The sequence below is a fragment of the Collinsella sp. AM42-18AC genome, assembly GCF_003467965.1.
Classification (GTDB): domain Bacteria; phylum Actinomycetota; class Coriobacteriia; order Coriobacteriales; family Coriobacteriaceae; genus Collinsella.
Window position 1 is genome coordinate 13,441 of the sequence record NZ_QSFY01000011.1, and the last position, 23,436, is coordinate 36,876.

General features: G+C 60.5%; 14 protein-coding genes and 2 tRNA genes. 2 read left to right on the plus strand and 14 right to left on the minus strand.

The genetic code is table 11. The features are described 5' to 3' along the window. Positions 1–14: 14 nt before the first annotated feature. The 14 genes from purE to rpsF all read right to left on the minus strand — a co-directional run bounded on the left by purE (position 15) and on the right by rpsF (position 22,647). Positions 15–479, minus strand: a complete 465-nt coding sequence (purE, locus tag DW913_RS07310) for a 5-(carboxyamino)imidazole ribonucleotide mutase (protein ID WP_006235810.1) — start codon at positions 477–479, stop codon at positions 15–17. A gap of 217 nt (positions 480–696) precedes the next feature. Then, positions 697–7,110, minus strand: a complete 6,414-nt coding sequence (locus DW913_RS07315) for a discoidin domain-containing protein (RefSeq protein ID WP_158566216.1) — start codon at positions 7,108–7,110, stop codon at positions 697–699. Positions 7,111–8,030: 920 nt separating this feature from the next. Further along, positions 8,031–11,345, minus strand: coding sequence for a carbamoyl-phosphate synthase large subunit (gene carB / locus DW913_RS07320; protein ID WP_117798093.1), 3,315 nt, complete (start codon positions 11,343–11,345; stop codon positions 8,031–8,033). A 1-nt stretch (position 11,346) separates the two neighbouring features. Beyond that, positions 11,347–12,780, minus strand: coding sequence for a glutamine-hydrolyzing carbamoyl-phosphate synthase small subunit (carA, locus tag DW913_RS07325; protein ID WP_117798094.1), 1,434 nt, complete (start codon positions 12,778–12,780; stop codon positions 11,347–11,349). Positions 12,781–12,989: 209 nt separating this feature from the next. Next, positions 12,990–13,949, minus strand: coding sequence for a hypothetical protein (locus DW913_RS07330; protein ID WP_117798095.1), 960 nt, complete (start codon positions 13,947–13,949; stop codon positions 12,990–12,992). 19 nt (positions 13,950–13,968) lie between these two features. Next, on the minus strand, positions 13,969–15,741 hold the full coding sequence (locus tag DW913_RS07335) for an ABC transporter ATP-binding protein (protein WP_117798096.1): 1,773 nt from the start codon (positions 15,739–15,741) through the stop codon (positions 13,969–13,971). An 82-nt stretch (positions 15,742–15,823) separates the two neighbouring features. Continuing rightward, positions 15,824–16,519, minus strand: coding sequence for an NUDIX domain-containing protein (locus DW913_RS07340; RefSeq protein WP_199580801.1), 696 nt, complete (start codon positions 16,517–16,519; stop codon positions 15,824–15,826). A gap of 21 nt (positions 16,520–16,540) precedes the next feature. Then, a complete protein-coding gene (purD, locus tag DW913_RS07345) occupies positions 16,541–17,845 on the minus strand; it encodes a phosphoribosylamine--glycine ligase (protein ID WP_117798097.1) in 1,305 nt (434 codons plus the stop codon). Positions 17,846–17,962: 117 nt separating this feature from the next. Then, a complete protein-coding gene (locus DW913_RS07350) occupies positions 17,963–19,249 on the minus strand; it encodes an adenylosuccinate synthase (protein WP_117798098.1) in 1,287 nt (428 codons plus the stop codon). A 93-nt stretch (positions 19,250–19,342) separates the two neighbouring features. Beyond that, positions 19,343–20,740 (minus strand): replicative DNA helicase, encoded by a 1,398-nt coding sequence (dnaB, locus tag DW913_RS07355; RefSeq protein ID WP_117634693.1) that lies wholly within the window; start codon positions 20,738–20,740, stop codon positions 19,343–19,345. Between the two features lie 218 nt (positions 20,741–20,958). Beyond that, the gene (rplI, locus tag DW913_RS07360) at positions 20,959–21,498 is read right to left on the minus strand and encodes a 50S ribosomal protein L9 (RefSeq protein ID WP_022094073.1); all 540 of its coding nucleotides are present in this window, start codon (positions 21,496–21,498) and stop codon (positions 20,959–20,961) included. Between the two features lie 15 nt (positions 21,499–21,513). Beyond that, positions 21,514–21,780: a 30S ribosomal protein S18 gene (gene rpsR, locus DW913_RS07365; RefSeq protein ID WP_006235829.1), complete on the minus strand. Its 267-nt coding sequence runs from the start codon at positions 21,778–21,780 to the stop codon at positions 21,514–21,516. A 72-nt stretch (positions 21,781–21,852) separates the two neighbouring features. Further along, positions 21,853–22,305, minus strand: coding sequence for a single-stranded DNA-binding protein (locus DW913_RS07370; RefSeq protein ID WP_055310294.1), 453 nt, complete (start codon positions 22,303–22,305; stop codon positions 21,853–21,855). A 48-nt stretch (positions 22,306–22,353) separates the two neighbouring features. Then, a complete protein-coding gene (gene rpsF / locus DW913_RS07375; protein WP_006235831.1) occupies positions 22,354–22,647 on the minus strand; it encodes a 30S ribosomal protein S6 in 294 nt (97 codons plus the stop codon). A gap of 493 nt (positions 22,648–23,140) precedes the next feature. Between rpsF and DW913_RS07380 the strand changes: the two genes are divergently transcribed. Further along, positions 23,141–23,231: transfer RNA gene (locus DW913_RS07380), tRNA-Ser, on the plus strand. Positions 23,232–23,279: 48 nt separating this feature from the next. Then, positions 23,280–23,370 (plus strand) — tRNA-Ser (locus tag DW913_RS07385). Positions 23,371–23,436 lie beyond the last annotated feature (66 nt).

Genomic DNA, 23,436 nt, shown 5'->3' on the forward strand with positions numbered 1-23,436 from the left:
AAACGGCGGAACGCTTAGGCGTCAGCCATCTCCTGCTTCATCTTCTCGATAACCTTGCGGTACTCGGGGTCGCATGCGCCCAGAATCTGCGTGGCGTAAATGGCAGCGTTCTTGGCGCCGTTGATGGCAACGCAGGCCACGGGCACGCCGGAGGGCATCTGCACCATCGACAGCAAAGAGTCCATACCGCCCAGGTCACTCGTCTTCATAGGCACGCCGATAACCGGCAGCGGCGTAAAGGCAGCCACGACACCACCCAGGTGAGCGGCCTTGCCGGCGGCGGCGATAATCACCTTGATGCCGCGATCGGCGGCAGTCGAAGCCCACTCGTGGACCTTCGCCGGCGTGCGGTGTGCGCTCGCGATCACGAGCTCATAGGGCACACCCAGTGCCTCGAGCTCGGCGGTGCAGCCTTCCATAACGCCCAGATCGGACTTGGAACCCATGATGATCCCGACAACCGGCTTTTGATCTGCCATAAACATAGACCTCCTGTTGAGAGCGGTGACGCAGCGAATCCGCGACCCTTAACTGCAAATAATTCAAGTATAGCCACCGATGCCGATGTGTTCGGTGAGAGACGGAATGCTTTGCGAGATTAAGGCCGAAGGGTCGGAGCTTTCCGCCTACATTCAAAAAGCATGCCCACCGTCCTTGGGTGGGACGGCGGGCACGCTTGCTTAGCTGTTGCTGGGGCTACTTGGCCTTGCTGCGACGATGGAAGAAAGCGCCGATCGCGGCGATGATGGCGCCGAGACCACCGACGGTCACGACGGTCGCCGCCGTCTGGTCGCCGGTATTGGGGATCGCCGAACCGTTCTTCTTGCTGCCCTGGGCCTTGTCGCCTGCGGGCTTGCCCGCCTGGTTGCCGCCGTTCGAGCCATTGCCGGAACTCTGGTTGCCCGAGCCGCCCTGGTTGCCGGAGTCGGCATCCCTGAGGCTCTCAATGGCCAGCTTGAGCTGGTCATAGGCCGCCTGGAGCTGGGTGTCGGAAGCATTCTCATCACCCAAGACGTCCTCGGCGTAGGTAATGGCATCCGTCAGGGCCTTGACAGACTCGTCCGTCTTGCCCCTGGTGTCAGTCTCCTTCGCCTGCTTGACCAGGGCCTTGAGCTGCTTCTTAGTCGGATTCTCGACCGGGACCACCGGGGTCTTCTCGAGCGCGCCGCGGGCGCTCTCGAGCGCCCTGAGCGCCTGGTCGACCTCGTCCTGCGTGGCGTCCTCATCGCTCAAGATGGCGCGGGCGCTCGCCAGGGCGTTCTCGAGCGCCGTCCAGGAGGCCTCGGTGTAGTCACCGGCCTTGAGGTCGCCGGCAGCAACCTCGGCATCAACCTTTTCGATCGCGGTAGCGAGATCATCCTTCGCCACCGGATCGGGGACGGCCGTACCGTAGAACTTGAGCTCCGCCATGCTGCAGTAGGCATCAACGTCGCCACCGCCGGCGTGAATCACCTTGACGGTCACGTAGCGACCGCGCGCGGCGCCAAAGCTCATCTGCTTCCAGTCGCCACGGTCGGTGAGCACGCGGCCGTCGTTGTCGAAGGCGAACGTACCCATCGACGCGGCGGTGCCCATCTCATAACCGTCGGCAGTGTCGGAGACCAGTATCTCGGCCTCGAAGATATCGCCGTTAGTGCCGCCGTCCTGGCGCGGCAGGAATGTAACGTCGGTGAGATCGTAGTCGCGGCCCAGGTCGACACTCAGATACTGGGGCATACCGGTCCCATGGGCCCAGTCGCTGTGCCAAAGCGTCCGCTCGTCGCCGTCGAGAGCGTTGACGGCGTTGCTGCCCTCGTAGTCGGCCTCACTCGAGAAGTCGGCCACCTTGACGTTCTTGCGGTTCTCGGGCGTGTTGATGAGGATCTTCTCATCGACAGGGCGCATCTTGAGGCCGTCGATTGCCTTCTCGATCTTGGCAGTGGCGTCTGCGACATCCTTCTTGCTATAGCTGCCCTGGCCGCTGTCGAGGAGCTTCCGAGCCGCCTCGACCGCAGTGGTGAGAGCTGCATAGGAATCCTTGGTGTAGACGGACTCGCTGTAGCCCGCGGCCTTGGAAAGCGCTGCCACGAGCGCAGAGGTATCGACACCAGCCTTGACCTCGACCTCATAGGATGCGGTCTTGGAGGGGTCGAGTACCGACGCCACCGTGATCTTTGCCTTGCCGGCCTTGTTGGCACGCAGGTAGTAGCTCACGCTATCGCCAGCCTGAACAGCGGAGACGCTTACCACAGAGGGGTCGGAGCTCTCGACCGTCACATAGGGGTAGCCAGCGCTCTCAGGCGTAGCCTTGGCGTCGACGGGCGTAATGTCGCCTTCAAAGAACTCGGTCTGGTTCTTGCCTAGCTCGACACCCTTGATGGCCTCGACACCCTGCGTGTAGTTGAAGTTGACCTCACGCAGTGTGAGCATCTGGTCACCCGATGCCTCAAGCGGCGTGACCTCGACCTTGGTCGCCTTCTTGCCCTTGTTCTCGGCAGAGAGGTCAAAGGCGTAGCGAGCCAGGAAGGAATCGTACTCCCCGCCCGCGAACTCTTGGATCGAGCCATCCTCGAACGTCACGACGGCCTTGATCTTCTGTACGGTTCCGTTGCCGCCGTTGCGGTTAACGACCTCGACGCTATCGAGTTTCGACGGCGTCTTAAATGCGAATGTCATCGTGGTGGGAAGCTTCACGTAACTCGGTAGCTTACCCTCGCTGTCCCAGTTGCCACTCCAGTTCCACAGGAACTCAAAGCCGTTGTCGCCCTCGTTATTATCGAACAGCGCGTTATAGCTCTTCTGCTGGATAAGTTTCTCGACGTTGGTCCCGTCGTCGGTCGTGAGCTCATCGTTGGTCATCGTGATGTTGAAGGCATCCTGGGCGTACTCGGCGACCGTTGGCTGAGGAACGTCCGGCATCGTCACCGTGCCGTCGCTCGCAAACTCAAGTGCGTCGCATGCCGGGCCGATAAGCCAAGATGTCGAGGGCAGTTCGACCTTTCCGGCGGTCTTGGCCTTGAGCTTGAAACTCGCCACCGCGCCAGTACCGTTGTAGAGCTTGCCATCGCCGCGGTTGGCAAAGGCGAGATTGATAGTCTGCGTTCCGTCCACGAACTGGACCTTCTCGCGAGACAGGTTCTCCATGCCGGCAGTCGAGCCGTCCTGCGCGATGCTCTCGGACACAAACTCGAACTGGTCGCTCTTGAAGTTGACGAGGGCGCCCAGGGCGTTGACGTTCTTGGCGTCGGCCGCATAGACATCAACGGTGATCTCATCACCGGCCTCGACCTCGGTCTTGCTCGGAATCACCGCGAGCGAACCTGCGACCTTGCCCTTTTGTTTAGTGCCGCCGTCAAGACCCGCCATGGTGAACGAGTAATCGTAGACGTCGTAAACGCCGTTATCGTTGAGGTCGGCGAAGTGGTCGCGGATCTGCGAACCGAACGTCGGGGTATCGGGCTCGCGATTCTCGAGGCCCAGATAGTTCTTCATGTTGGAGTAGTCTCCGTCGGAGATCGTGGCCTTGTTGAGGTTGGAGCCCACGGCGAAGCCATCCGTGCCGTCGGTCTTGTAGATGGCAATCTCGGACGCGGAGAAGAAATTGCCGACCGAGGCGAGCGGTGTCATGCGCACGTAACGAGCGGCCACGGTGCCGTCAAACGCTACCGTCTTACAATCAGCGGAACGTGCCCAATCGACCTCCTGGCTCGTCCAGTGGACGCCATCGAGACTCGTCTCAACACGCATCTTGGTCACGGTGCCGTTGCCGGCGTCATCGCGCGGATAGTACTCGAGCTTATCGAGCTTGTAAGCGCGTCCATAGTCAACGGTAAGCGCCTTGCCCAGATCGTTGCCACCGGAGTGGAAACCGCCGTCGCCCGACTGGAACTCATGGTCGAAGGCGAGCTCGGCCTTATGGCTGCCGTAAAGTGAGCCCTCCCAGGTGATTTCCTCGGCGTCGGGGACGTTCCGCCACGGATCGAGTGCGGAGTTCGCCTCGAGCACATCGCTCCAGGCGGAGTAACCTTCGGCGTTGCGCGAACGAATCTGGTAGGTGTGCTTGCTATTGTAGGCGAGGTCGGTGTGCGTGAACTCGGCCGCATCACCCACGGCAAACACAGTGCCGTCGACCTTAAGGTCGTAGGAGGTAGCACCATCGACCTTTCCCCAGGTGAGCTTGATGCTCGTTGGGGTCGTGGCGTCCTCGGGGGCAGCAAGGTTCGTGGGTGCGGAGAGGTTCTCGTTGAGGCGATCGGCTGTGAGCGTGGCGTCGGCGTTCACGAAACCGCCCAGCTCAAGCGTCTGCGCCGCTGCAGCAACATCGGTCTTCGCGAACTTGACGTAGACCTTGGGGTTCGTGGTGATCTTGGTGTTGTTAAAGCTCTCGCCCCGCTCGGCCTCGGTGCCGTCCACATCGCTGCCGTAGTGGTTGAGGTTAGGGGTCTCGCTGTAGAAGTAGACCGCCTGGCCGGCCTCGGGGGTCGCGGTGTCAAAGGCCTCCTGCGAGTCGACCTCAACCACGTTGAGCGCGGATCCGCCGTTCTTGGCGACGACGCTCATGGGCTTGGCGGACACGTTGGCCACGAAGGTCGTGGTGCGATTGGAGTCGTAGCCGTTGTAGCCACCCTGCGAGGCTTCGGCGGTAAAGGTCGCGGTGCCGCCTGCGGCCTTGGATCTGTAGACGGTGCTCACATGCTCACCGTAGGAGATATTGTCGATCGTACCGTAGGAATCGTCCTCAGTCGTGTTGTTCTCGATGGAGGAGCCGTCGTCCTCGTACTGCGTAAAGGTGCCGTCGCCCTCGGTGGCGAAGAACTCGACGATACGCTGGCTGCGGTCGGTACCCTTGGTGTTGGTGTCGCTCACGGCCTCGGGGTTGTTGTTCTCGGCGTACATCGGCACGATAGCGTTGGCCTTCACAAACAGCGGCAGCTTCCAAAGCGGAGCCTCGTAGTTGTTGAGAACCTGGCCGCCGCGATACTGCTTACCCGAGAAGTAATCGATCCAGATGGTGGGATTCTCGTCGGTGCCGTAGTTGGGGAGGTAAATCCCATTGCGAATGTCGTTGCCGTTCTCGTCTGCCTGGGTATCCTGATACACCGGTGCCACTAGGAAGTTCTCACCGAACATATACTGGTACTGCGTCGAGGTGCTTGCGGCGTACTCGGAGTTATCGGAAAGCAGCATGGCGCGGATCATGGGCAGGCCGGCATCGCCGTTACCCGTGTCGATGTTGGCCGCCGAGGCCGCGCTCGTGTAGATATAGGGCATGAGCTGCGCCTTGAGCTTGAGGTAGAAGCGCGAGATGCCTGTGTAGGGATCGCCGTGCGTCATGGGCGATTTACGGTAGGTGCCCCAACCGTCCATGTCGAGCATAGAGGGCGTGAACGTCTTCCACTGGTAGTCACGCGCAGAGATGATGGGGTCGCCGCCAAAAATGCCATCCATGTCGGAGCCGATGTTGGGGTTGCCCGAAAGACTCTGACCGATATACGTGGGGATATGGAAGCGAATGTACTCCCAGTTACCGCCATACTGGTCGCCGGTCCAAATGCCACCAAAGCGCTGCGTGCCGGCCCAACCATCGAGCGTGATGATGTTGGGGCGCTTGTTAGCGCCGGTCGTCACCGTGTCATAAGCTGTCTTGATGCCATTAAGACCAAAGGAGTAGCCAGATCCAACCCAGGCAACGTCGGTCTTAAGGGTAGTGATGCCTCCCGTCTTGACCTCGGCGTCGAAGTCGCGAAGCAGATGCCACGGGGTCTCAGGGTTGCTGTCGGGCTCAAGGTTGGACTGGGTCCACAAGCCCGTGCTCACACCCTTTGAGTTGGCATACTCGGTGAACTTCTTAAGGTTGTCGACGTTGGCACGCACAGCGTTAAGACGGTCGGCCGAGCTCGCTCCGTCGGAGTTGACGCCGCCGGTCTTGTAGTAACCGTTCTGGCCATAGCCGGCGCCGTAGCCGTCGTTCGGCAGGAACCAGCCGAGCGGCATGTCGCTGTCCTCGTAGTCATCGATAACCTGCCGAGCAGAGAACTGGCGGTCGAAATCGGTCGCTTTCATGTTCTCGGTATCAACCGTAGGGCCCTCACCGTTGAGCGTCTCGGCCGCAAGTGTGCCGTCGAGCTTGTAGCCCGTCGACATGCCAGACTCGTACTTAACGTCGCCCTTCTCGCTCGAGGACTTGCTGCCCTTGGTCTCCCACTTCTTTTGACCCGAGGTCGTTGACCAGCCATCACGGTTATAGGCATTAAGATGACCAAGGTAGAACCCGTACTCGGGCAGCAGTACCGGGTTACCGGTCACCTTGTAGTAGTCCTGCAGCATCTCAGTTGCCACGTTCGAAGCTCCCTCGTTGGTCGCCACGAAGTAGTAGGCATCAAACTCATTCTCGCTGTGCAAAGTCGTGACCGTCGATGAGTCCGTGGAACCGAAGTCGTAGGAACCCTCTGCAAACGTGTTTCGGAGCACGCCGTAGCCGTCACTCGTCCAATAAAACGGGTTGGGCGAGGCAACGCCGCCATCGGTCCAGTTGTTCGTGTTGGAGATGGCGATGGTCTGGTTGGTGTGCAGGAAGCGTCCGTTCTGGGTGCCGCCGCCAAAGAAGTTCTCGGACTTCTCCTTGGCGAGCGTCTGGACGGTACCCTTCTTATCAAGGTCGAGGGACGCGGACTCGGAAACCACGACACGGTCGCCTGACTTGATACTCATCTTGCCAGTCGCCTTGTCCAGGATCACGGTCGCCTTTCCGCCGGTGATCTCGATAGTGTCGCCCTTGTCGGCAACCGTCGCACTCGGCTTGCTGTAGGTGTCCGAGGTATCGGGCTGAGCCTGGATCTTAGCCGTGTGGGACTTACTGCGCGGCGTGGCGTACTCGGAAAACTCACCCTTGGGGTCGACGTTATAACGGAAAATACCGTCCTCGAGGAACGTAATACGGCCCTTGATGCCGTCAGCGAAATCGATGTCGACGACATTCGAGGCAGACTGGGACACGGTCGCCGAGTCGACGCCCTTGAGTGGCGTGGCAATCGCCTGCTGGGGATTGGCAAACACGAGCGTCGCTGCAGTGGCAACGAGGACCGCGCTTCCCTTCACCCACCGTTTCGTAAAAATGGAATTCCTGCGCACCTGGTCTCCTTTCTTCCGAGATGCTGAGGTGCCGAGGACGCCCCCCCCCGGCAGCATGGGAAAACGTATCAAACGGGGATGTTCGGTACATTCCGCACAATGGGGCCACCCGTTACCAAGGGGCCAACTGGTAGTAACCAGATAGCCACCTACTAGGTCATATCAATATATGGGAGCACTTGCGCAACCAAGTTCGGAAGTCCACCAGCGGCAGTAAAATGAGCGTCAGCGGCAAGGTGGGCTTAATAAGCCATACCAATTGGTTCTTCAGTCAAATACCAATCTAGCAAAAATGTACTGTTTATCTGGTATTACACAGACCATACCTTTCCCTCGGGAACTGGGCTTCGCGAAGTTTCCCGAGAGAAAAGCTCGACCGCCGCCCTGCGACCTACCGAAGATTGCTATGACGTACGTTGGCTGATTTGGTTTGGAATGAGAGGTTGACGGAGGATGGTGGACAGTTAGTTCAGATTTGTATTTTTTGGCCGGGTCCTTACGTGCAAACGTATCGTTTTGAAGCCGTTTTAGACCCAATAACGCCCTTTTCTCATTCCTGACTGCGCATCCTTGTCGCATCAGACCGCCAAGAACGACTCATTTGAGCTCAAATCGGCCTTTTCCACCCTCACAAAAATACAAATCTGAACTAACTGTCCAGCGGCACTCTCAGCCAGCCACAAAAAGGTCCTCCGGTGAATGCAATTCACCGGAGGACCCCATACAAAACGTGGGCTCTGCCCACACTCACTTTTTATTCAGCCCTAGTCATCGCGCAAAGCCCCTTCGGCAGCACACGGTGCAGCCAAGTCACCGCAGGCCGGGGCGGGAGGGGCCGAGTTTCCTCCTGAGCGACTCTGCTTGCAGCCGGAGCGAAGGGGGAAATCTCGGCCCCTCCCGCCCCGGCCGGCCAGCTCAACCTACACCGTGTGCTGCGGCAGATCCTGCAGGGCGATGACGTCCATGCCCATGTCGTTGGCGCTGCCGTGACCCTGCTGGTCCTCACGCACGGCCTCGATGGCGCTCACGTACGTGTTGGCCGCAGACATCGCCGTCACGCAGGTCACGCCGCGGCGCACGGCCTCGGTACGCAGCAGGTAGCCATCGCCACGCGAGCCCGGACCGTACGGCGTGTTGATGATTACCGCAATCTTGCCATCGGCGATAAGGTCGCCGATGTTGGGACGCTCGCCGTCGTGCGGGCCGCTGATCTTCTCCACGACTTCGCACGTCACGTTGCCGCCGCGCAGCACGCGCGCCGTGCCCTCGGTGGAGCAGATATCAAAGCCCAGGTAGCGCAGGATACGCGCGACCGAAAGGATGTGACGCTTGTCGCGGTCGCACACGCTGATGAATACCTTGCCGGCACTGGGGTCGGGCAGCTTGTAGTCGATTGCCAGCTGCGTCTTGGCGTACGCCTCGGGATAGCTCTTGGCGATACCCATGACCTCGCCCGTCGACTTCATCTCGGGCCCCAGGATAACGTCGGCACCGGGGAAACGACCCCAGGGCATAACGGCTTCCTTCATGCAGAACCAATCGAGCTGACGCTCGTCGCTCGGCAGGCCCAGGCTGGCGATGGAATCGCCTGCCATGATACGCGCCGCGCACTTGGCCAGCGGCACGCCGGTGGCCTTGGAGATAAACGGCACGGTGCGGCTGGCACGCGGGTTGGCCTCGATCACGTAAACGGTCTCGCCCTTGATGGCGTACTGCACGTTGACCAGGCCGCGTACGCCCAGCGCCATCGCGATGCGGCGCGTGGTCTCGCGAAGCTTTGCCTGCAGGCTCTCGCTAAAGCTGAACGGCGGGATGCAGGTCGCAGAGTCGCCGGAGTGAATACCGGCCTCCTCGATATGCTCCAGAATGCCGCCGATGTAGACCTCTTCGCCATCGCACAGGGCGTCGACATCGGACTCGATCGCACCCTCCAAGAAGCGATCCAGATACACCGGGTAGTCGGGGCTAATGCGTGCAGCCTCGGCCATGTAATCGCGCAGATGCTCGGCATCGTAGGCGATCATCATGCCGCGGCCGCCCAGCACATAGCTCGGACGTACCAGCAGCGGGTAGCCAATGTGTGCGGCAACGGCCTCGGCCTCCTCAAACGAGGTGGCCTGGCCCGCCGGCGGGTACATGATGCCCAACTTGTCGAGCAGAGCGGCGAAGCGCTCGCGGTCCTCGGCAAAGTCGATGGCATCGGGCTTGGTGCCCATGATGTTCACGCCGCTTTCCTCGAGCATGCGCGCCAGCTTAAGCGGAGTCTGGCCGCCGAGCGTCACCACGACGCCGTCGGGTCGCTCAACATCGATGACATCCATGACGTCCTCGTAGGTGAGCGGCTCAAAGTAAAGGCGGTCGGACGTGTCGTAGTCGGTCGAAACGGTCTCGGGGTTGCAGTTGACCATGATGGTCTCAAAGCCGCGGGCCGCCAGCGCGTAGCTCGCGTGCACGCAACAGTAATCGAACTCGATACCCTGGCCAATGCGGTTGGGGCCGGCGCCCAGGATCATCGCCTTGGGCTTGTCCGCCGGCGTGGTTTCGTCGGGAGCCACGCACTTCTTGGCATCCGGGCTCGTGCGGTAGATGTTCTCGTACGTCTTGTAGTGGTACTCCGTGGCGCTCGAGAACTCCGCAGCGCAGGTATCGACCGTCTTCATGCTGGGGACCACGCCCAGGCCCTTGCGGTAGGCGCGCACAAAGCGCTCGTCCGAGCCGGTCAGCGCGGCAATCTCGGCATCGCTCGTGCCATACTGCTTGAGCAGGCGCATCGCGTCGGCGTCAATATCCTCAACACGCAGGCCGCGGATGCTCTCCTGAACCTGCACCATGTCGTTGATACGGTTGAGGTACCACGGATCGATACCGCAGATGGCATGGATGCGGGCGATGTCCCAGCCACGACGCAGGGCCTCGACCACAAAGAAGATGCGGTGCTCGGTCGGGGTGCCCACGGCCTGGGCGAGCTCGTCGTCGCTCAGCTTGTCGGCACCTTCCTTGCCACCGGCACAAATGCCCTGATGCCCGTCCTCCAGCGAACGCATGGCCTTGCCGAAGGCCTCCTCAAAGGTGCGGCCGATCGCCATAATCTCGCCCACGGCCTTCATGCGCGTGGTGAGCGTGGGGTCGGTACCCTTGAACTTCTCGAAGGCAAAGCGCGGCACCTTGACCACGCAGTAGTCAATCGTGGGCTCAAAGCAGGCAGGCGTTGCCTTGGTGATGTCGTTGACAATCTCGTCGAGCGTATAGCCCACGGCCAGGCGAGCGGCGGCCTTAGCGATGGGGAAACCCGTGGCCTTGGAGGCCAGTGCGGACGAACGGCTCACGCGCGGGTTCATCTCGATGACGATGAGGCGGCCGGTCTGGGGGTTCACGGCAAACTGCACGTTGGATCCGCCGGTCTCGACGCCGATCTTCTCCAGAATGGCGAGCGACGCGACACGCATGCGCTGATACTCAAGGTCGGAGAGGGTCTGCGCCGGCGCCACGGTGATGGAGTCGCCGGTGTGCACGCCCATGGGGTCGAGATTCTCGATGGAGCATACAATGATGCCGTTGCCGGCGTGGTCGCGCATGACCTCCATCTCGTACTCTTTCCAGCCCTCGATGGACTCCTCGACCAGCACCTCGTGGGCAGGCGAAAGCTCAAGACCCTGGCTCACGATAGAGACGAGCTCCTCGTGGGTATGCGCGATGCCGCCGCCGGCACCGCCGAGGGTAAAGCTCGGACGCAGTACGCAGGGATAGCCCACGCGCTCGGCGATGGCCTCGGCGTCGGCGACGCTATAGGCGTAGCCCGAGCGCGCGACCTCCAGGCCGATCTCGGCCATGGCCTCGTTAAAGAGCTTGCGGTCCTCGCCGCGCTCGATGGCGGCCAGGTCGCAACCGATCATCTCGACGCCGTACTTGTCGAGCGTGCCGTCCTTTGCCAGCTCGACGGCGGCGTTCAGACCGGTCTGGCCGCCCAGCGTGGGCAGCAGCGCGTCCGGACGCTCCTTCTTAATCACGCGCTCAATGAACTCGGCGGTGATAGGCTCAACATAGGTGCGGTCGGCAAGACCCGGGTCGGTCATGATGGTCGCCGGGTTGGAGTTGACCAGGATGACCTCAAAGCCATCCTCCTTGAGCACTTTGCAGGCCTGGGCGCCGGAGTAGTCAAACTCACAGGCCTGGCCAATAACGATGGGGCCCGAACCAATGACGAGGATACGCTTGATGTCAGTACGTTTAGGCATGTTAGTTCTCCTCGCTCTTCGTAACCTCAGCAAAATTCCAGCCCTGCAGGCGGTCCTTCGCGGTGTCGATGTCCAGGTAGTTCTCCTCGCCGTCCATGAGTCGCGTAAAGGCGGTAAAGAGATAGTGGGCATCGGTGGGGCCGGGCGAGGCCTCGGGGTGGTACTGCACCGAGAAGCACGGCGCGTCGAGCAGTTGGATACCCTCGGCGGTGCCGTCGTTGAGGTTCACATGCGTCAGGCGAATGCGGCCGAAGCGCTCGTTCATCACGACCGGCGCGATACCGCGGCGCACCCAGACGCGCAGGTCGCCATCGGCCGCGTGCTCGGTCTCGCCACCGGAAAGCTCGGGGACAAGTTTGCCCAAGCTGGGGAACAGCAGGCCAAAGCCATGGTTTTGCGCGGTAATCTCCACGCGGCGGCTCACCAGGTTCATAACCGGCTGGTTACCACCGCGGTGACCGAACTTAAGCTTTTCCATCTGAGCGCCGCAGGCCAGGCTGATCATCTGATGACCCAGGCAAATACCAAAGACCGGCACCTTGCCGATCAGCTGCTGCACCTGCTCGTAGGTCTCCACCACGGCATCGGGGTCGCCGGGGCCGTTGGACAAAAAGACGCCATCGGGATTCATGTCGAGCACCTCACTCGCGGGCGTATCCCACGGCACGACGGTAAGATCGCAGCCGGCGCGGACCAGGCCCTCCAGAATGCCGCGCTTCACGCCGCAGTCGTAGGCAACCACCTTGTGGCGGGCAGGGGCGGCGGCGGTGAGCGCAAAATCATGCGTAGTAGGCAGGTCGCTCGCAGCAAAGGCATGAGGCTCAGGGCAGCTCACGGTCTTGACCAGGTTCTCGCCCACCAACGTGGGGGCTGCGGCCAGACGCTCGGCAAGTTCGTCGACGTCAAAGACCTCGGTCGAGATAATGCCCATCTTGGAGCCGTTGTCGCGCAGGTGGCGCACCAAGGCGCGGGTGTCGACGCCCTCGATAGCGACGATGCCGTGGGCACGCAGGTACTCCGGCACGCTGACGGCCGAGCGCCAGTTGGAAGGCGTGGCACACATGTCGCGGACGATCATGCCGCGCATGGCGGGAGCGCTCACGGGGCGAGCGGTATCGCCGGGGAAGGCCGACTGGACGTCGGTCTCGTCGATGCCATAGTTGCCGATCTGCGGATAGGTCATGGTTACGATTTGGCCGGCATAGCTCGGGTCGGTCATGACCTCAAAGTAGCCCTCAAGCGAGGTGTTGAAGCAGACTTCGCCGGTCGCGGTGCCCTCGGCGCCGCATGAACGTCCATAAAAAATGGTCCCATCCTCAAGGTACAGGATGCAGGGACCGCAGATGCCCTTACTGGTTTTTGCCAGCATACGCTGGCAAAGTTCGCTGGGCGCGATGGTGCGGGCAGCAGTGCCCGCGGTATGGTTGTTCGCCATAATTCTCCTTCCCGGTCTCACGGGACCGGCTTAAAGGTTGGTAGTTAGGCCTCGCGGTATTGTAACCGCAAGTATGCTCCATGGCGTTAATTTCATCGAAATGTTTACGAAATGATAATTATGACTTCCTATGCATAAATGATTTTTCTGGGACGGGGATTTAAAAATCATCCCGCGTGGGCTTGTAACTCACGCGGGATGATGGCGTCTTATTTGTCCCGCTCCAGCAGATCGGACGGTGTGCGATCGGGCTTGCCGCCGCGGAAAATCTCGCGGCCATGCAGACGATGCTCCAGGTCGCGTTCGGCCTTTTCCTCGTCAATCTTGGTCTGGCTCACCGCCGGGTCCTCGATAAGCGACGAAACCGAGTTGACCTGTTTTTGAATGCGTTCGGCAATGGTGTCGTCCATGCTTACGATGCTCATCTTCCAGTCGATATTCGTGGCATTGGACGAGCTCTTGGTCCAGACGAACGTCAGGATGGCGCTCTGGTGCCCCTGAGCAGGAAACATGCCAAAGAAGGAATCGTGCTGAATCCTGCTGTCCTCGTCGATATAGGCGTGAACGTTATACACCACGCGGTCGATCTTGTCGTTGAGCAGGGCATTGGTTGCGAGCGCCGCCGCCTGAATCTGCCCGTTGGACAGCAGCTCGAGTTCATTGGCAGAAGACGTGTCCAGCACCGTCACCTCAACCGTGCCCGTGCGTTCATCGGCCTCGTCGACGGTAAAATCGAGCGGGAACTGCGTAAAGCCATTGCCCCATTCGAGTCCACCCTTGAGCGCGGTCGAGACGGTATCCATCGAAACGCTCTCGGAGAGGTTCGCGGTGTTCAGGCGTCGCATCACACCGTAGCCAATCTGCATGCCAAGAATCAGCACCAAGATGCCGATAACCACGGCCATGGCGGTCTTCGTAATGGTATGGCTCACCTGCGAACCCGAAGGGTCGTCCTCGGACAGCGGGTCGATATGTTTTGCCTGGCTCGCGCGATCCTCGCTGCGCAGCCGCGCCAGCGTCGCCTTGTCACCGCGCTTGACGGCAGCCTCTTTCTCGCGCATGCGCTCGGTACGCTTTTTGGCAAGCGTGGGATCCAAGACGCCGGATGCATCGATTTCGGAGAATAACTCCGTCACTTCTTCCGGAGTCAAAGGGTTCTTGTCAGCCATAAACTTCCTGTCATATCAATCAGTCGAGCTCGTGCGCACGCGCACCTTCGAACTGCATTCGATAGTAACGGGCATAAGTGCCGCCACGGGCGAGAAGCTCCTCGTGCGTGCCACGCTCCACAACGCGACCATGCTCAACGGTCGCAATCTCATCGGCGTGCTTAATGGTCGAAAGACGGTGGGCGATGATGATTGTGGTACGGCCGCGTGCCAGCTCCTCGAGTGACTCCTGCACCGCCTCCTCGCTCTCGTTATCCAAAGCACTCGTCGCCTCGTCCAAAATCAGGATCTTGGGGTTCTTGAGAAACACGCGCGCAATGGCAACGCGTTGCTTCTGTCCGCCCGAAAGACGGCTGCCACGCTCGCCCACGACCGTGTCATAACCCTGTGGAAGCGACTCGATAAAGGCATCGATGTTGGCGCGACGGGCGGCCTCGGCGATCTCTCCTGCCGTAGCGCCCGGCTTGCCGTAGGCGATGTTCTCGCCAATCGTGCCGTCAAACAGATAGACATCCTGCTGCACCAGGCCGATGGCGCGACGCAGGCTCTGCTGCGTCACATCACGCACGTCCTGGCCGTCGATGCTAATGGATCCGGCAGCCACGTCATAAAAGCGCGGCAGCAGCGAACAGGTCGTGGACTTGCCGCCGCCCGAAGGGCCAACCAAAGCGATGGTCTGCCCGGGCTTGATGGACAGATTCATATGGTCGATAACGGGACGCTCTTCGGCATCGCCCTCGCCCAGCTCAACGTCCTCGTAGTTAAAGCACACGTCGTGATACTCCACGGCGCCGGCAGTCACCTGCAGATCCGTAGCGCCCGGCTTGTCCTGGATATCCGGCGCGGTCGAGAGCACCTCGTCCATGCGCTTAAAGCCGGCGATGGCCTTCTGATACGTTTCGGCCGAATTGACGAGTGTCTCGAGCGGCGTGCAGAACAGCGAAATATAGAGTGCAAAGGTCGCCATATCGACCGCCTGCAGCTGTCCCTGGGCGACCAGCCAGCCGCCCAGCAGCACCACGATCACATAGAGCACACCCGAGAGCAGGCCATACGTCGCGGTATAGACGCCCATGGCGTGATACATGTTCTCCTTGGACGAAAGATAGCGATTGTTGGAGGCGCGGAACTTGAAGCGTTCGGTCTCCTCATTGGCAAAACTCTTGACCACGCGCATGCCCGCCAGCGAATCCTGCAGCTGCGCATTGATGCCGCTGATCTTTTTGCGGTTGTCGCTAAAGACCTCGCGCATGCGCATGTTCTGCCAAAACATGATGACCGCAAAAGCCGCCGTCACCACGGCCATGGCAAGAGCCAGCACCGGGGCAATAGCAAAGAGGATCACAAACGAGCCGACGATCTCGATGCCGCAGATGATAATCCACTCGGGCACGTGGTGTGCCGCCTCGCAGATATCGAACAGGTCGTTGACCACGCGGCTCATCATGTCACCCGAGCTGTTGCGATCGAAGTACGCAAAGCTAAAGCGCTCGTACTGATCGAACAGGTCCTCGCGCATCTTGGACTCCATGCGCGCGCCCATCACGTGGCCCCAGTAACTCACAAAGTAGCGACAGGCACAACGGATGGCATACATCAGTACCAGGCCAACCGCGATCATACCGAGCGCCTGCATGATGGCCGCCTGGCCCTGGGTAAACAGCCCACCGGTCAGATTGCGCAGGATAATGGGAAACGCCAGGTCAATGGCGGCAAGCACCAGGGCGCAAACAGTATCGGCAACAAAAAGCCCCATCTGGGGCTTGTAATACGACAAAAAACGCTTCAGCATGTGATCCTCAAAGAAATGTCAGCAACGTAAGGCCCTGGGACAAAACAATCAGTAGTATTTGTCCCAGGGCTATCCCCACTCGTTAAAGCTCGGCCCCACCCAAGCGGTGCGCGATGCTATCGCAGGCAAGCGCGCCTACGACGGTCTTGGCGTCTTCGATCTTGCCGTCGAGCACGGCGTCGATCAGCTCGTGCAGCGGCACCAGGTCCACGTTGACAAACTCGTCATCATCGGGGTTGGGCGCATCAAACTCGAGCTTGGTGGCCAGGTAGATGTGAATAATCTCGTCACAGAAGCCGCAAGTCGTGACGATCGACGTCAAAAAGCGAATGCGGCCGGCCCTAAAGCCCGTCTCCTCATGCAGCTCGCGCTTGGCGCAATCGAGCGGGTCCTCGCCTGGATCGAGCTTGCCGGCGGGAATCTCGACCGTCACGCGGTCGATGGCGGTGCGGTACTGACGCACCAGCACGATCTTGCCACTCTCGGTAAGCGCCACAACGGCCGCCGCACCCGGATGGCGAACGATATCGCGGGCGCTGCGGTGACCGTTGGGCAGCTCAACCTCAAGACGGTGGACGTCGAGGATCTTGCCCTTCCAGGCGCACTCCTCCGAAAGAATCTTCTCGTGCAGCTCGGCATCGTGCGGGTCGTCGTCGCCCAGCACCAGCGCCGGCTCGTCGGCGACCTCGCCACCAGGCTCGCCCTCGGCGTGCCCATACATGCGGCTGTCCTCTTCGACGATCTGCGCGTCCACGAGCTCTTCGTTCTTCTCGTCCATCCGTCTCATCCCTCTCGGACTTTAGGCATCCCAGGCGTCGCGGCCACGCAGCGCGCGCAGGCCGATGTCATGACGCAGAGTCTTGCCCTCAAAATCAATCTTCTCGCAGGCCTCATAGGCAAGGTTGCGAGCGTTCTCGAACGTGTCGCCCAGTGCGGTCACGGCAAGCACACGGCCGCCGTTGGTCACGAGCTGACCGTCCGCCACAGCGGTGCCGGCATGGTACACGGTCACGTTCTCCATGGCCTCGGCGTCGGCGATGCCGGTGATGACTTTGCCCTTCTCGTAGCTGCCGGGATAGCCCGCACTCGTCAGGACAACGGCCACGGCCCACTCGTCGCGCCAGTCGAGCTCAATCTGATCAAGCTCGCAGTTGGCGCAGGCGAGCATAACCTCGACCAGGTCGTTCTTGAGGCGCGGCAGCACGACCTGCGTCTCGGGATCGCCAAAGCGGGCATTAAACTCCAGCACCTTGGGGCCGGCGGGCGTGAGCATAAAGCCGCCGTACAGGCAACCGCGGTAGTCGATGCCCTCGGCAGCAAGCTCGGCCACGGTCTGCTCCATGACGTTCACCATGGTGGCGTGCTCCTCGTCGGTCACGATGGGCACCGGGCTGTAGACGCCCATACCGCCGGTGTTGGGGCCAAGGTCTCCCTCGAGCGCACGCTTGTGGTCCTGCGAAGTGGCCATGGGGCGCACGGTCTTGCCGTCGGTAAAGGCCAGCAGCGAGCACTCGGGGCCGGTCAGCATCTCCTCGATAACCACCGTGTTGCCGGCATCGCCAAAGGTGCCGCCAAAGCACTCGCGCACGGCCTCTTCGGCCTGCTCGAGCTCAGTCGCCACGATAACGCCCTTGCCTGCGGCCAGGCCGTCGGCCTTCACGACCAGCGGGGCACCCTGCTCGCGCACATAGGCGAGAGCCGAAGCCTCGTCGGTAAACGAACCATAGGCTGCCGTCGGAATGCCCGCACGCTCCATGAGCTGCTTGGAGAACAGCTTGGAGCCCTCCATCTGGGCGCCCTCGGCACCCGGGCCAAAGCAGGGAATACCCGCCGCACGCACGGCATCGGCCACGCCCGCCACGAGCGGAGCCTCGGGGCCAATTACCACGAGTCCGCATCCGTGGCTCTGGGCAAACGCCGCCACGGCCGCAGGATCGCAATCGTCGAGAACAGCGTTCTCGCCGCAGCTCGCGGTGCCGCCGTTACCCGGCGCAATGTAGAGCTTGCCGGCGCGCGGTGATGCTGCGAGCTTAGCTGCCAGAGCATGCTCGCGGCCGCCGCTGCCCAACAACAGGATGTCGATGGTTTGAGTGTCCGCCTTCAAGGGTGCCTCCTCTATGGATGAACGGCCCGCTCCGCGCGAGCCCTTTGCAAGCAAATATACCCCTCGGCCGCCCGTCCGGGCTGCAAAGGGGTATATCGCAATAACCGTATAAACCGATTACTTCCAGAATCGGTTGATGATCTGCTCGCGACCGGCGCCGACGCCAATGAACGTCACGCGGGTGTGTGCCAGATCCTCGATAAACGCCACGTAGTCCTGAGCCTCTTGCGGCAGCTCGTCAAAGCTGCGGCAACCGGTAATGTCGCACTTCCAGCCGGGGAGCTCCTCGTAGATGGGCTTGGCATGCTCAAAGCGCACCTGATGCTCGGGCACGCTCGTGTAGCGCTCGCCATCGACGTCGTAGGCCACGCACACCTTGATGGTGTCGAAGGCCGAAAGCACGTCGAGCTTGGTCACGGCGATGTCGGTGAGGCCGTTGACGCGCGAGGCATAGTTGGCGATAGGGCCGTCAAACCAGCCGCAACGACGACGGCGACCGGTGGTCACGCCGTACTCATAGCCCTCTTCGGTCAGCGTGTGGCCGGCCTCGGACTCATAGGAAAGCTCGGTGGGCATGGGGCCCGAACCGACGCGGGTGATATAGGCCTTCATGACGCCCAGCACGCGGTCGACGTTCTTCATGCCCACGCCGGAGCCGGTGATGGCGCCGCCGGCGGTGCAGTTGGAAGACGTCACGTACGGATAGGTGCCGTGGTCGATGTCGAGCAGCGTTGCCTGGGCGCCCTCAAATAGCAGGTTCTTGCCCTCATCGATCATGTTGTTGAGCAGCAGGCTCGTCTCGGTGATGTAGGGGCGCAGGCGCTCGGCCATGGGCAGGTACTCGTCGCAGATCTGGTCCACGGTGTAGGTGGGCAGGTGGTAGATGAGCTCGAGCTCGGGGTTCACGCGGGCGAGAGCGGTCTCCAGCTTGTCGCGGAACAGCGTCTCGTCCAGCATGTCCTGCATGCGCAGACCAATGCGGGCCATCTTGTCCTGATAGCACGGACCGATACCGCGCTTGGTGGTACCGATGTTCTTCTTGCCGAGCTTCTGCTCAAAGGCGCCATCCAGATCGATGTGGTACGGCATGATGACGTGCGCGTTGCCACTGATCTTGAGGTTCTTGGTGGTGATACCGTCGGCCTCGAACATGTCGATCTCCTCAAGGACAACCTTGGGGTTGACGACGCAGCCGTTACCGATCACCGACACGTGGTCGGAATACATGATGCCGGAGGGCACCTGGTGCAGGCCGTACTTCTTGCCGTTGACGACGATGGTGTGACCGGCGTTGTTGCCGCCCGAGTAGCGCACGACGGCATCGAAGTCGCCGGCGACCAGGTCGCAGATCTTACCCTTGCCCTCATCGCCCCACTGGGCACCGACCAAAACGGTTGACGGCATGTTTACTCCTTACATTCATGGACTGTCTACGTGCCACGCCGGCACGCAGAAGCACAAAACATTCCCAGTATACCCGTGCAACGGGCGCCTGTCCTACTCCTCGGTATGCGCCCCATCAAGCTCATAGAACTTGGTGGATGCCGGCAGGAACATCAGGTCGACGTCACCGATCGGGCCCGAACGGTTCTTGGCCACGACGATACGCGTAACGCCCTCGTCGGGTCGATCGTCGCGCGAGGCTTCGGCCTCGTCGGCGGAGCGGTCCAAGAACATAACGATGTCGGCGTCTTGCTCGATGGAGCCCGATTCACGAAGGTCGGAAAGCTGCGGACGCTTGCCGGTACGGGATTCGACCTGACGCGAGAGCTGCGACAGCGCGATGAGCGGGATCTTGAGCTCCTTGGCCATGATCTTCAGACCACGCGACATCTCGGAGACCTCGACGGTACGGCTCTCGGAGCGACGTCCCGGCGGAGGACTCACCAGCTGTAGGTAGTCCAGGATGATGATGGCCTTCTCCTTGTTGTGGAGCATGCGGCGGCTCTTGGCGCGAATCTCGGTCACTGTGGTGCCGGGCGTATCGTCAATCAGAATGTCGAGCTTAGACAAGGTCTGCGTGGCCTCGTTGATATTGGCCCACTGCTCGGGGCTAATGCGGCCCATGCGAAAGTCGCTGATCGAGATCATCGCATAGGCGCAAATCAGACGCTGGGCAATTTCCTTACCCGACATCTCCAGCGAGAAGAAGCCGACGGTATAACCGGCCGCGGCAGCGTTGAGCGCCAGATTCAGGGCGAACGACGTCTTACCCACAGCAGGGCGAGCGCCGATAATGATGAGCTGACCCTCGCGGAAACCCATGAGCATGCGGTCGAGCGACGGGAAGCCCGTGGGCACGCCCGCAGCCTGGCCACCGGCCTGGCACACTTCCTCAGCCTCGTTATAGGCCTCGACCATAAACTCGGTCAGTGTCTTATAGCTCGACTTAACCTCGCGCGCCGTGACCTTGAGCAGCTTGCTCTCGGCCAGCTCCACGACCTCTTTGGTGTCGGTAGGGGCGTTATAGGCCAGCGCGTTGATCTCGTTGGTGGCACCGATCAGCTCGCGCAGCATCGAGTCGCGACGGACGATGGCGGCATGGTGCTGCCAGTTCACGAGCGACAGGGTCTGACCCATCAGCTCCAAAATGTAGGCCTCGCCGCCCACGGCATCAAGCTTGTTGATGCTGCGCAGGTAATCGATCAGCGAGATGGAGTCGATGGGAATGCGGCTGTTGTACATATCGACCATCGCGGTGTAGATGGTCTTATGAATGGGCCGGTAGAAGTCATCGGGCTGCAGCTCGACCTGGGCCTCCTCGACCACCTCGGGCGATAGCAGCATAGCAGCCAGTACGTTGGCCTCTGCATCTTGGTTTTGAGGGAGACCCAACTTGGAGCCGCGGTCCTCAACCGTCAGCCCCGTCTCCCTATCGTCGTATGCCATGAGCATCCTCATTCATATCGCTTGCGGGCATCCATAGTATCAGCCACGGTCCCAAAACGGGCCGCGCGGCGCCAATCATCACCGAACCAAACGGACGAACGGTCCCGCATTTGGGACTTCACCACAACGCCTGCCATGGCGCTCGCCAAGCGTAGAAAACAAAAGGGCACCCTGGTTTCCCAGAGCGCCCTTCTTAGAACAAGATTGTTGCGTTGCAGCAAATGCTACTCGGCAGCAGCCTCAGTCTCGACCTCGGCGGTCTCGGCCTCGGCGACCTCAGCGGCCTCCTCGACCTCAGCCTCGGCAGCGAGCTCCTCGGCGGTAACGCCGACGAGAACGACAACCTCGGCCTTGATCTCGCGGTACAGCGAGATGGCAACGGTGTGGGCGCCGGCAACCTTGATGGGCTTACCGAGCTCGACGCGCTTGCGGTCGATGTCCATACCGAGCTGAGCCTTGATGGCGTCAGCGATCATAGCGGCGGTAACGGAGCCAAAGAGGATGCCCTCGTCGCCGACCTTGACGTCAACGGTGACCGTCTTGCCCTCGAAGGCAGCCTTGGTCTCGTTGGCGGTAGCCAGACGGACGGCCTCGCGCTTGGCGATGTTGTTGCGACGCTCGTCAAGCTGCTTGAGGTTGCCCTTGGTGGCGGCAACAGCGAGCTTCTTGGGGAACAGGAAGTTCTCAGCGTAACCCTGAGCGACCTCTACGACGTCACCCTCGCCGCCCTTGCCCTTGATCTCATCGAGAAGAATAACCTTCATGATGCGTCTCCCTTCTTAGCCGCGGTCGCGGTTGCCACGAGAGGAAACCACGGGGACGGTGTACGGCAGGAGAGCCATCTCGCGGGCGCGCTTGATGGCGTTGGCGATGTCATGCTGATGCTGCGTGCAAGCGCCAGTGACGCGACGGGGCTTGATCTTGCCACGGTCGGTCATGTACTTACGGAGAAGCTGAGTGTCCTTATAGTCGATGAACTCAGTGTTCTCCTTGCAGAACTGGCAGTACTTACGACGCGGCTGACGTGCAGAAAAATCATTAGCCATGTCAAAATACCTTTCGTTTGGCAACTTCGGCGAACCGAAGCCGCCTCTCACTCAAAAATAGGTGAACAACCCTTAGAACGGGATGTCCTCATCGTAGACGTCGACCGCGGGCGGCGTAGCCACCGGTGCGGCAGGACGTGCTGCGGGCGCGGGAGCTGCGGGGGCGTAACCGCCCTGATCGTAGCCACCCTGGCCACCACGGGAGCTCATAAACTCGATCTCATCGACGATGACCTCAAGCTTGCTCCGGCGCTGACCATCGCGCTCCCAAGAGCTGTAGCGCAGCTTGCCCTCGATCGCGACCTTGTTTCCCTTTGCCAGGAAACGGCTCACGGCCTCGGCGCGCGTGCCGAACATAGTGCAGTCGACAAAGTTGGGATAGTCCTCCCACTCGCCAGTCTGCGGGTTGCGGCGACGATCGTTCACGGCGACGCCAAAGGACAGAACCTGGGTTCCGCCGGCGGTGGCGCGCAGCTCGGGATCACGCGTGAGGTTACCGGTGATGTTCACTCGATTGATGCTCATAACTCACTACTTCCTCTTGGGGCACAAGCCCAGTCCAAAACGACAGTCTTACTCCTGGTCGTCGCGACGGACGATCATGTGGCGGACCACAGCGTCGGTGATGCGCAGGACGCGATCAAGCTCGGCGATCTGGGTAGGATCTGCGTGGAAGTTGATGAGGGTGTAGTCACCATCGGTGAGGTCGTTGATCTCGTAGGCGAGCTTGCGCTTGCCCCACTCGTCAACGGAGTCGACCTTGCCAGCGCCCTCAGCGATCGTGGTATCGATACGCTTCATAACAGCGAGACGAGTCTCGGGGTCGAGCGACGGGTCAACAAAGAACAGCAGTTCATAAGCCTTCATATTGTCACCTCCTCTGGGCAAATGTGGCTTCAGGTCGTGAAGGTGCGCCTGAAGCAGGAAAAGACTTGGTAATAATATCTTTCAACCTCCCAGGCTGCAAGAATATGCAGCTACAACCTCATGACCTCCACATATGCCCATACTCACACGGCACTTCATGCGTCTTCCAACCAAATGCTGACCAAATGCTTGACGGATCTGTGGACAAGATACGGCGCTGCGGGGACAAACCAAATCAAACCGCAGGTCAGCAATTGCAAGGCTGTGGTCGCGAAATGCATACCAGTGGTTCATAACACCGTTCAAAGTTTTTTAAATTGCTGCCACATCGTCTATAAATACCTATTTTGAACAATTTGCTGCATGCTGCCATGCTGGTCAGAGCCCGTTTTTAGCCTCCGAGATCCCGTCACGAAGCCAAGCGTTTCAAAAAATGCCAACTTTTCTGTTTGCACTTTACGATTCCTCGTGTATACTGACTTTCGCATTTAACGGAGAGTTGTCCGAGTGGCCGAAGGAGCACGATTGGAAATCGTGTAGGCGTCAAAAGCGTCTCCAGGGTTCAAATCCCTGACTCTCCGCCAGTTAATTCCAAAGCAGGCCTTCGAGCCTGCTTTGTTTTTACCCCACGCGGAGGGGTGGCAGAGTGGTTGAATGCGGCGGTCTCGAAAACCGTTTGGCCTGTATAAGGTCACGAGGGTTCGAATCCCTCCTCCTCCGCCATTTTGGTTGAGAAAGCTCCCAAGAATGGGAGCTTTTTTGTTATCGAAATACGTCTCGATCCCACGC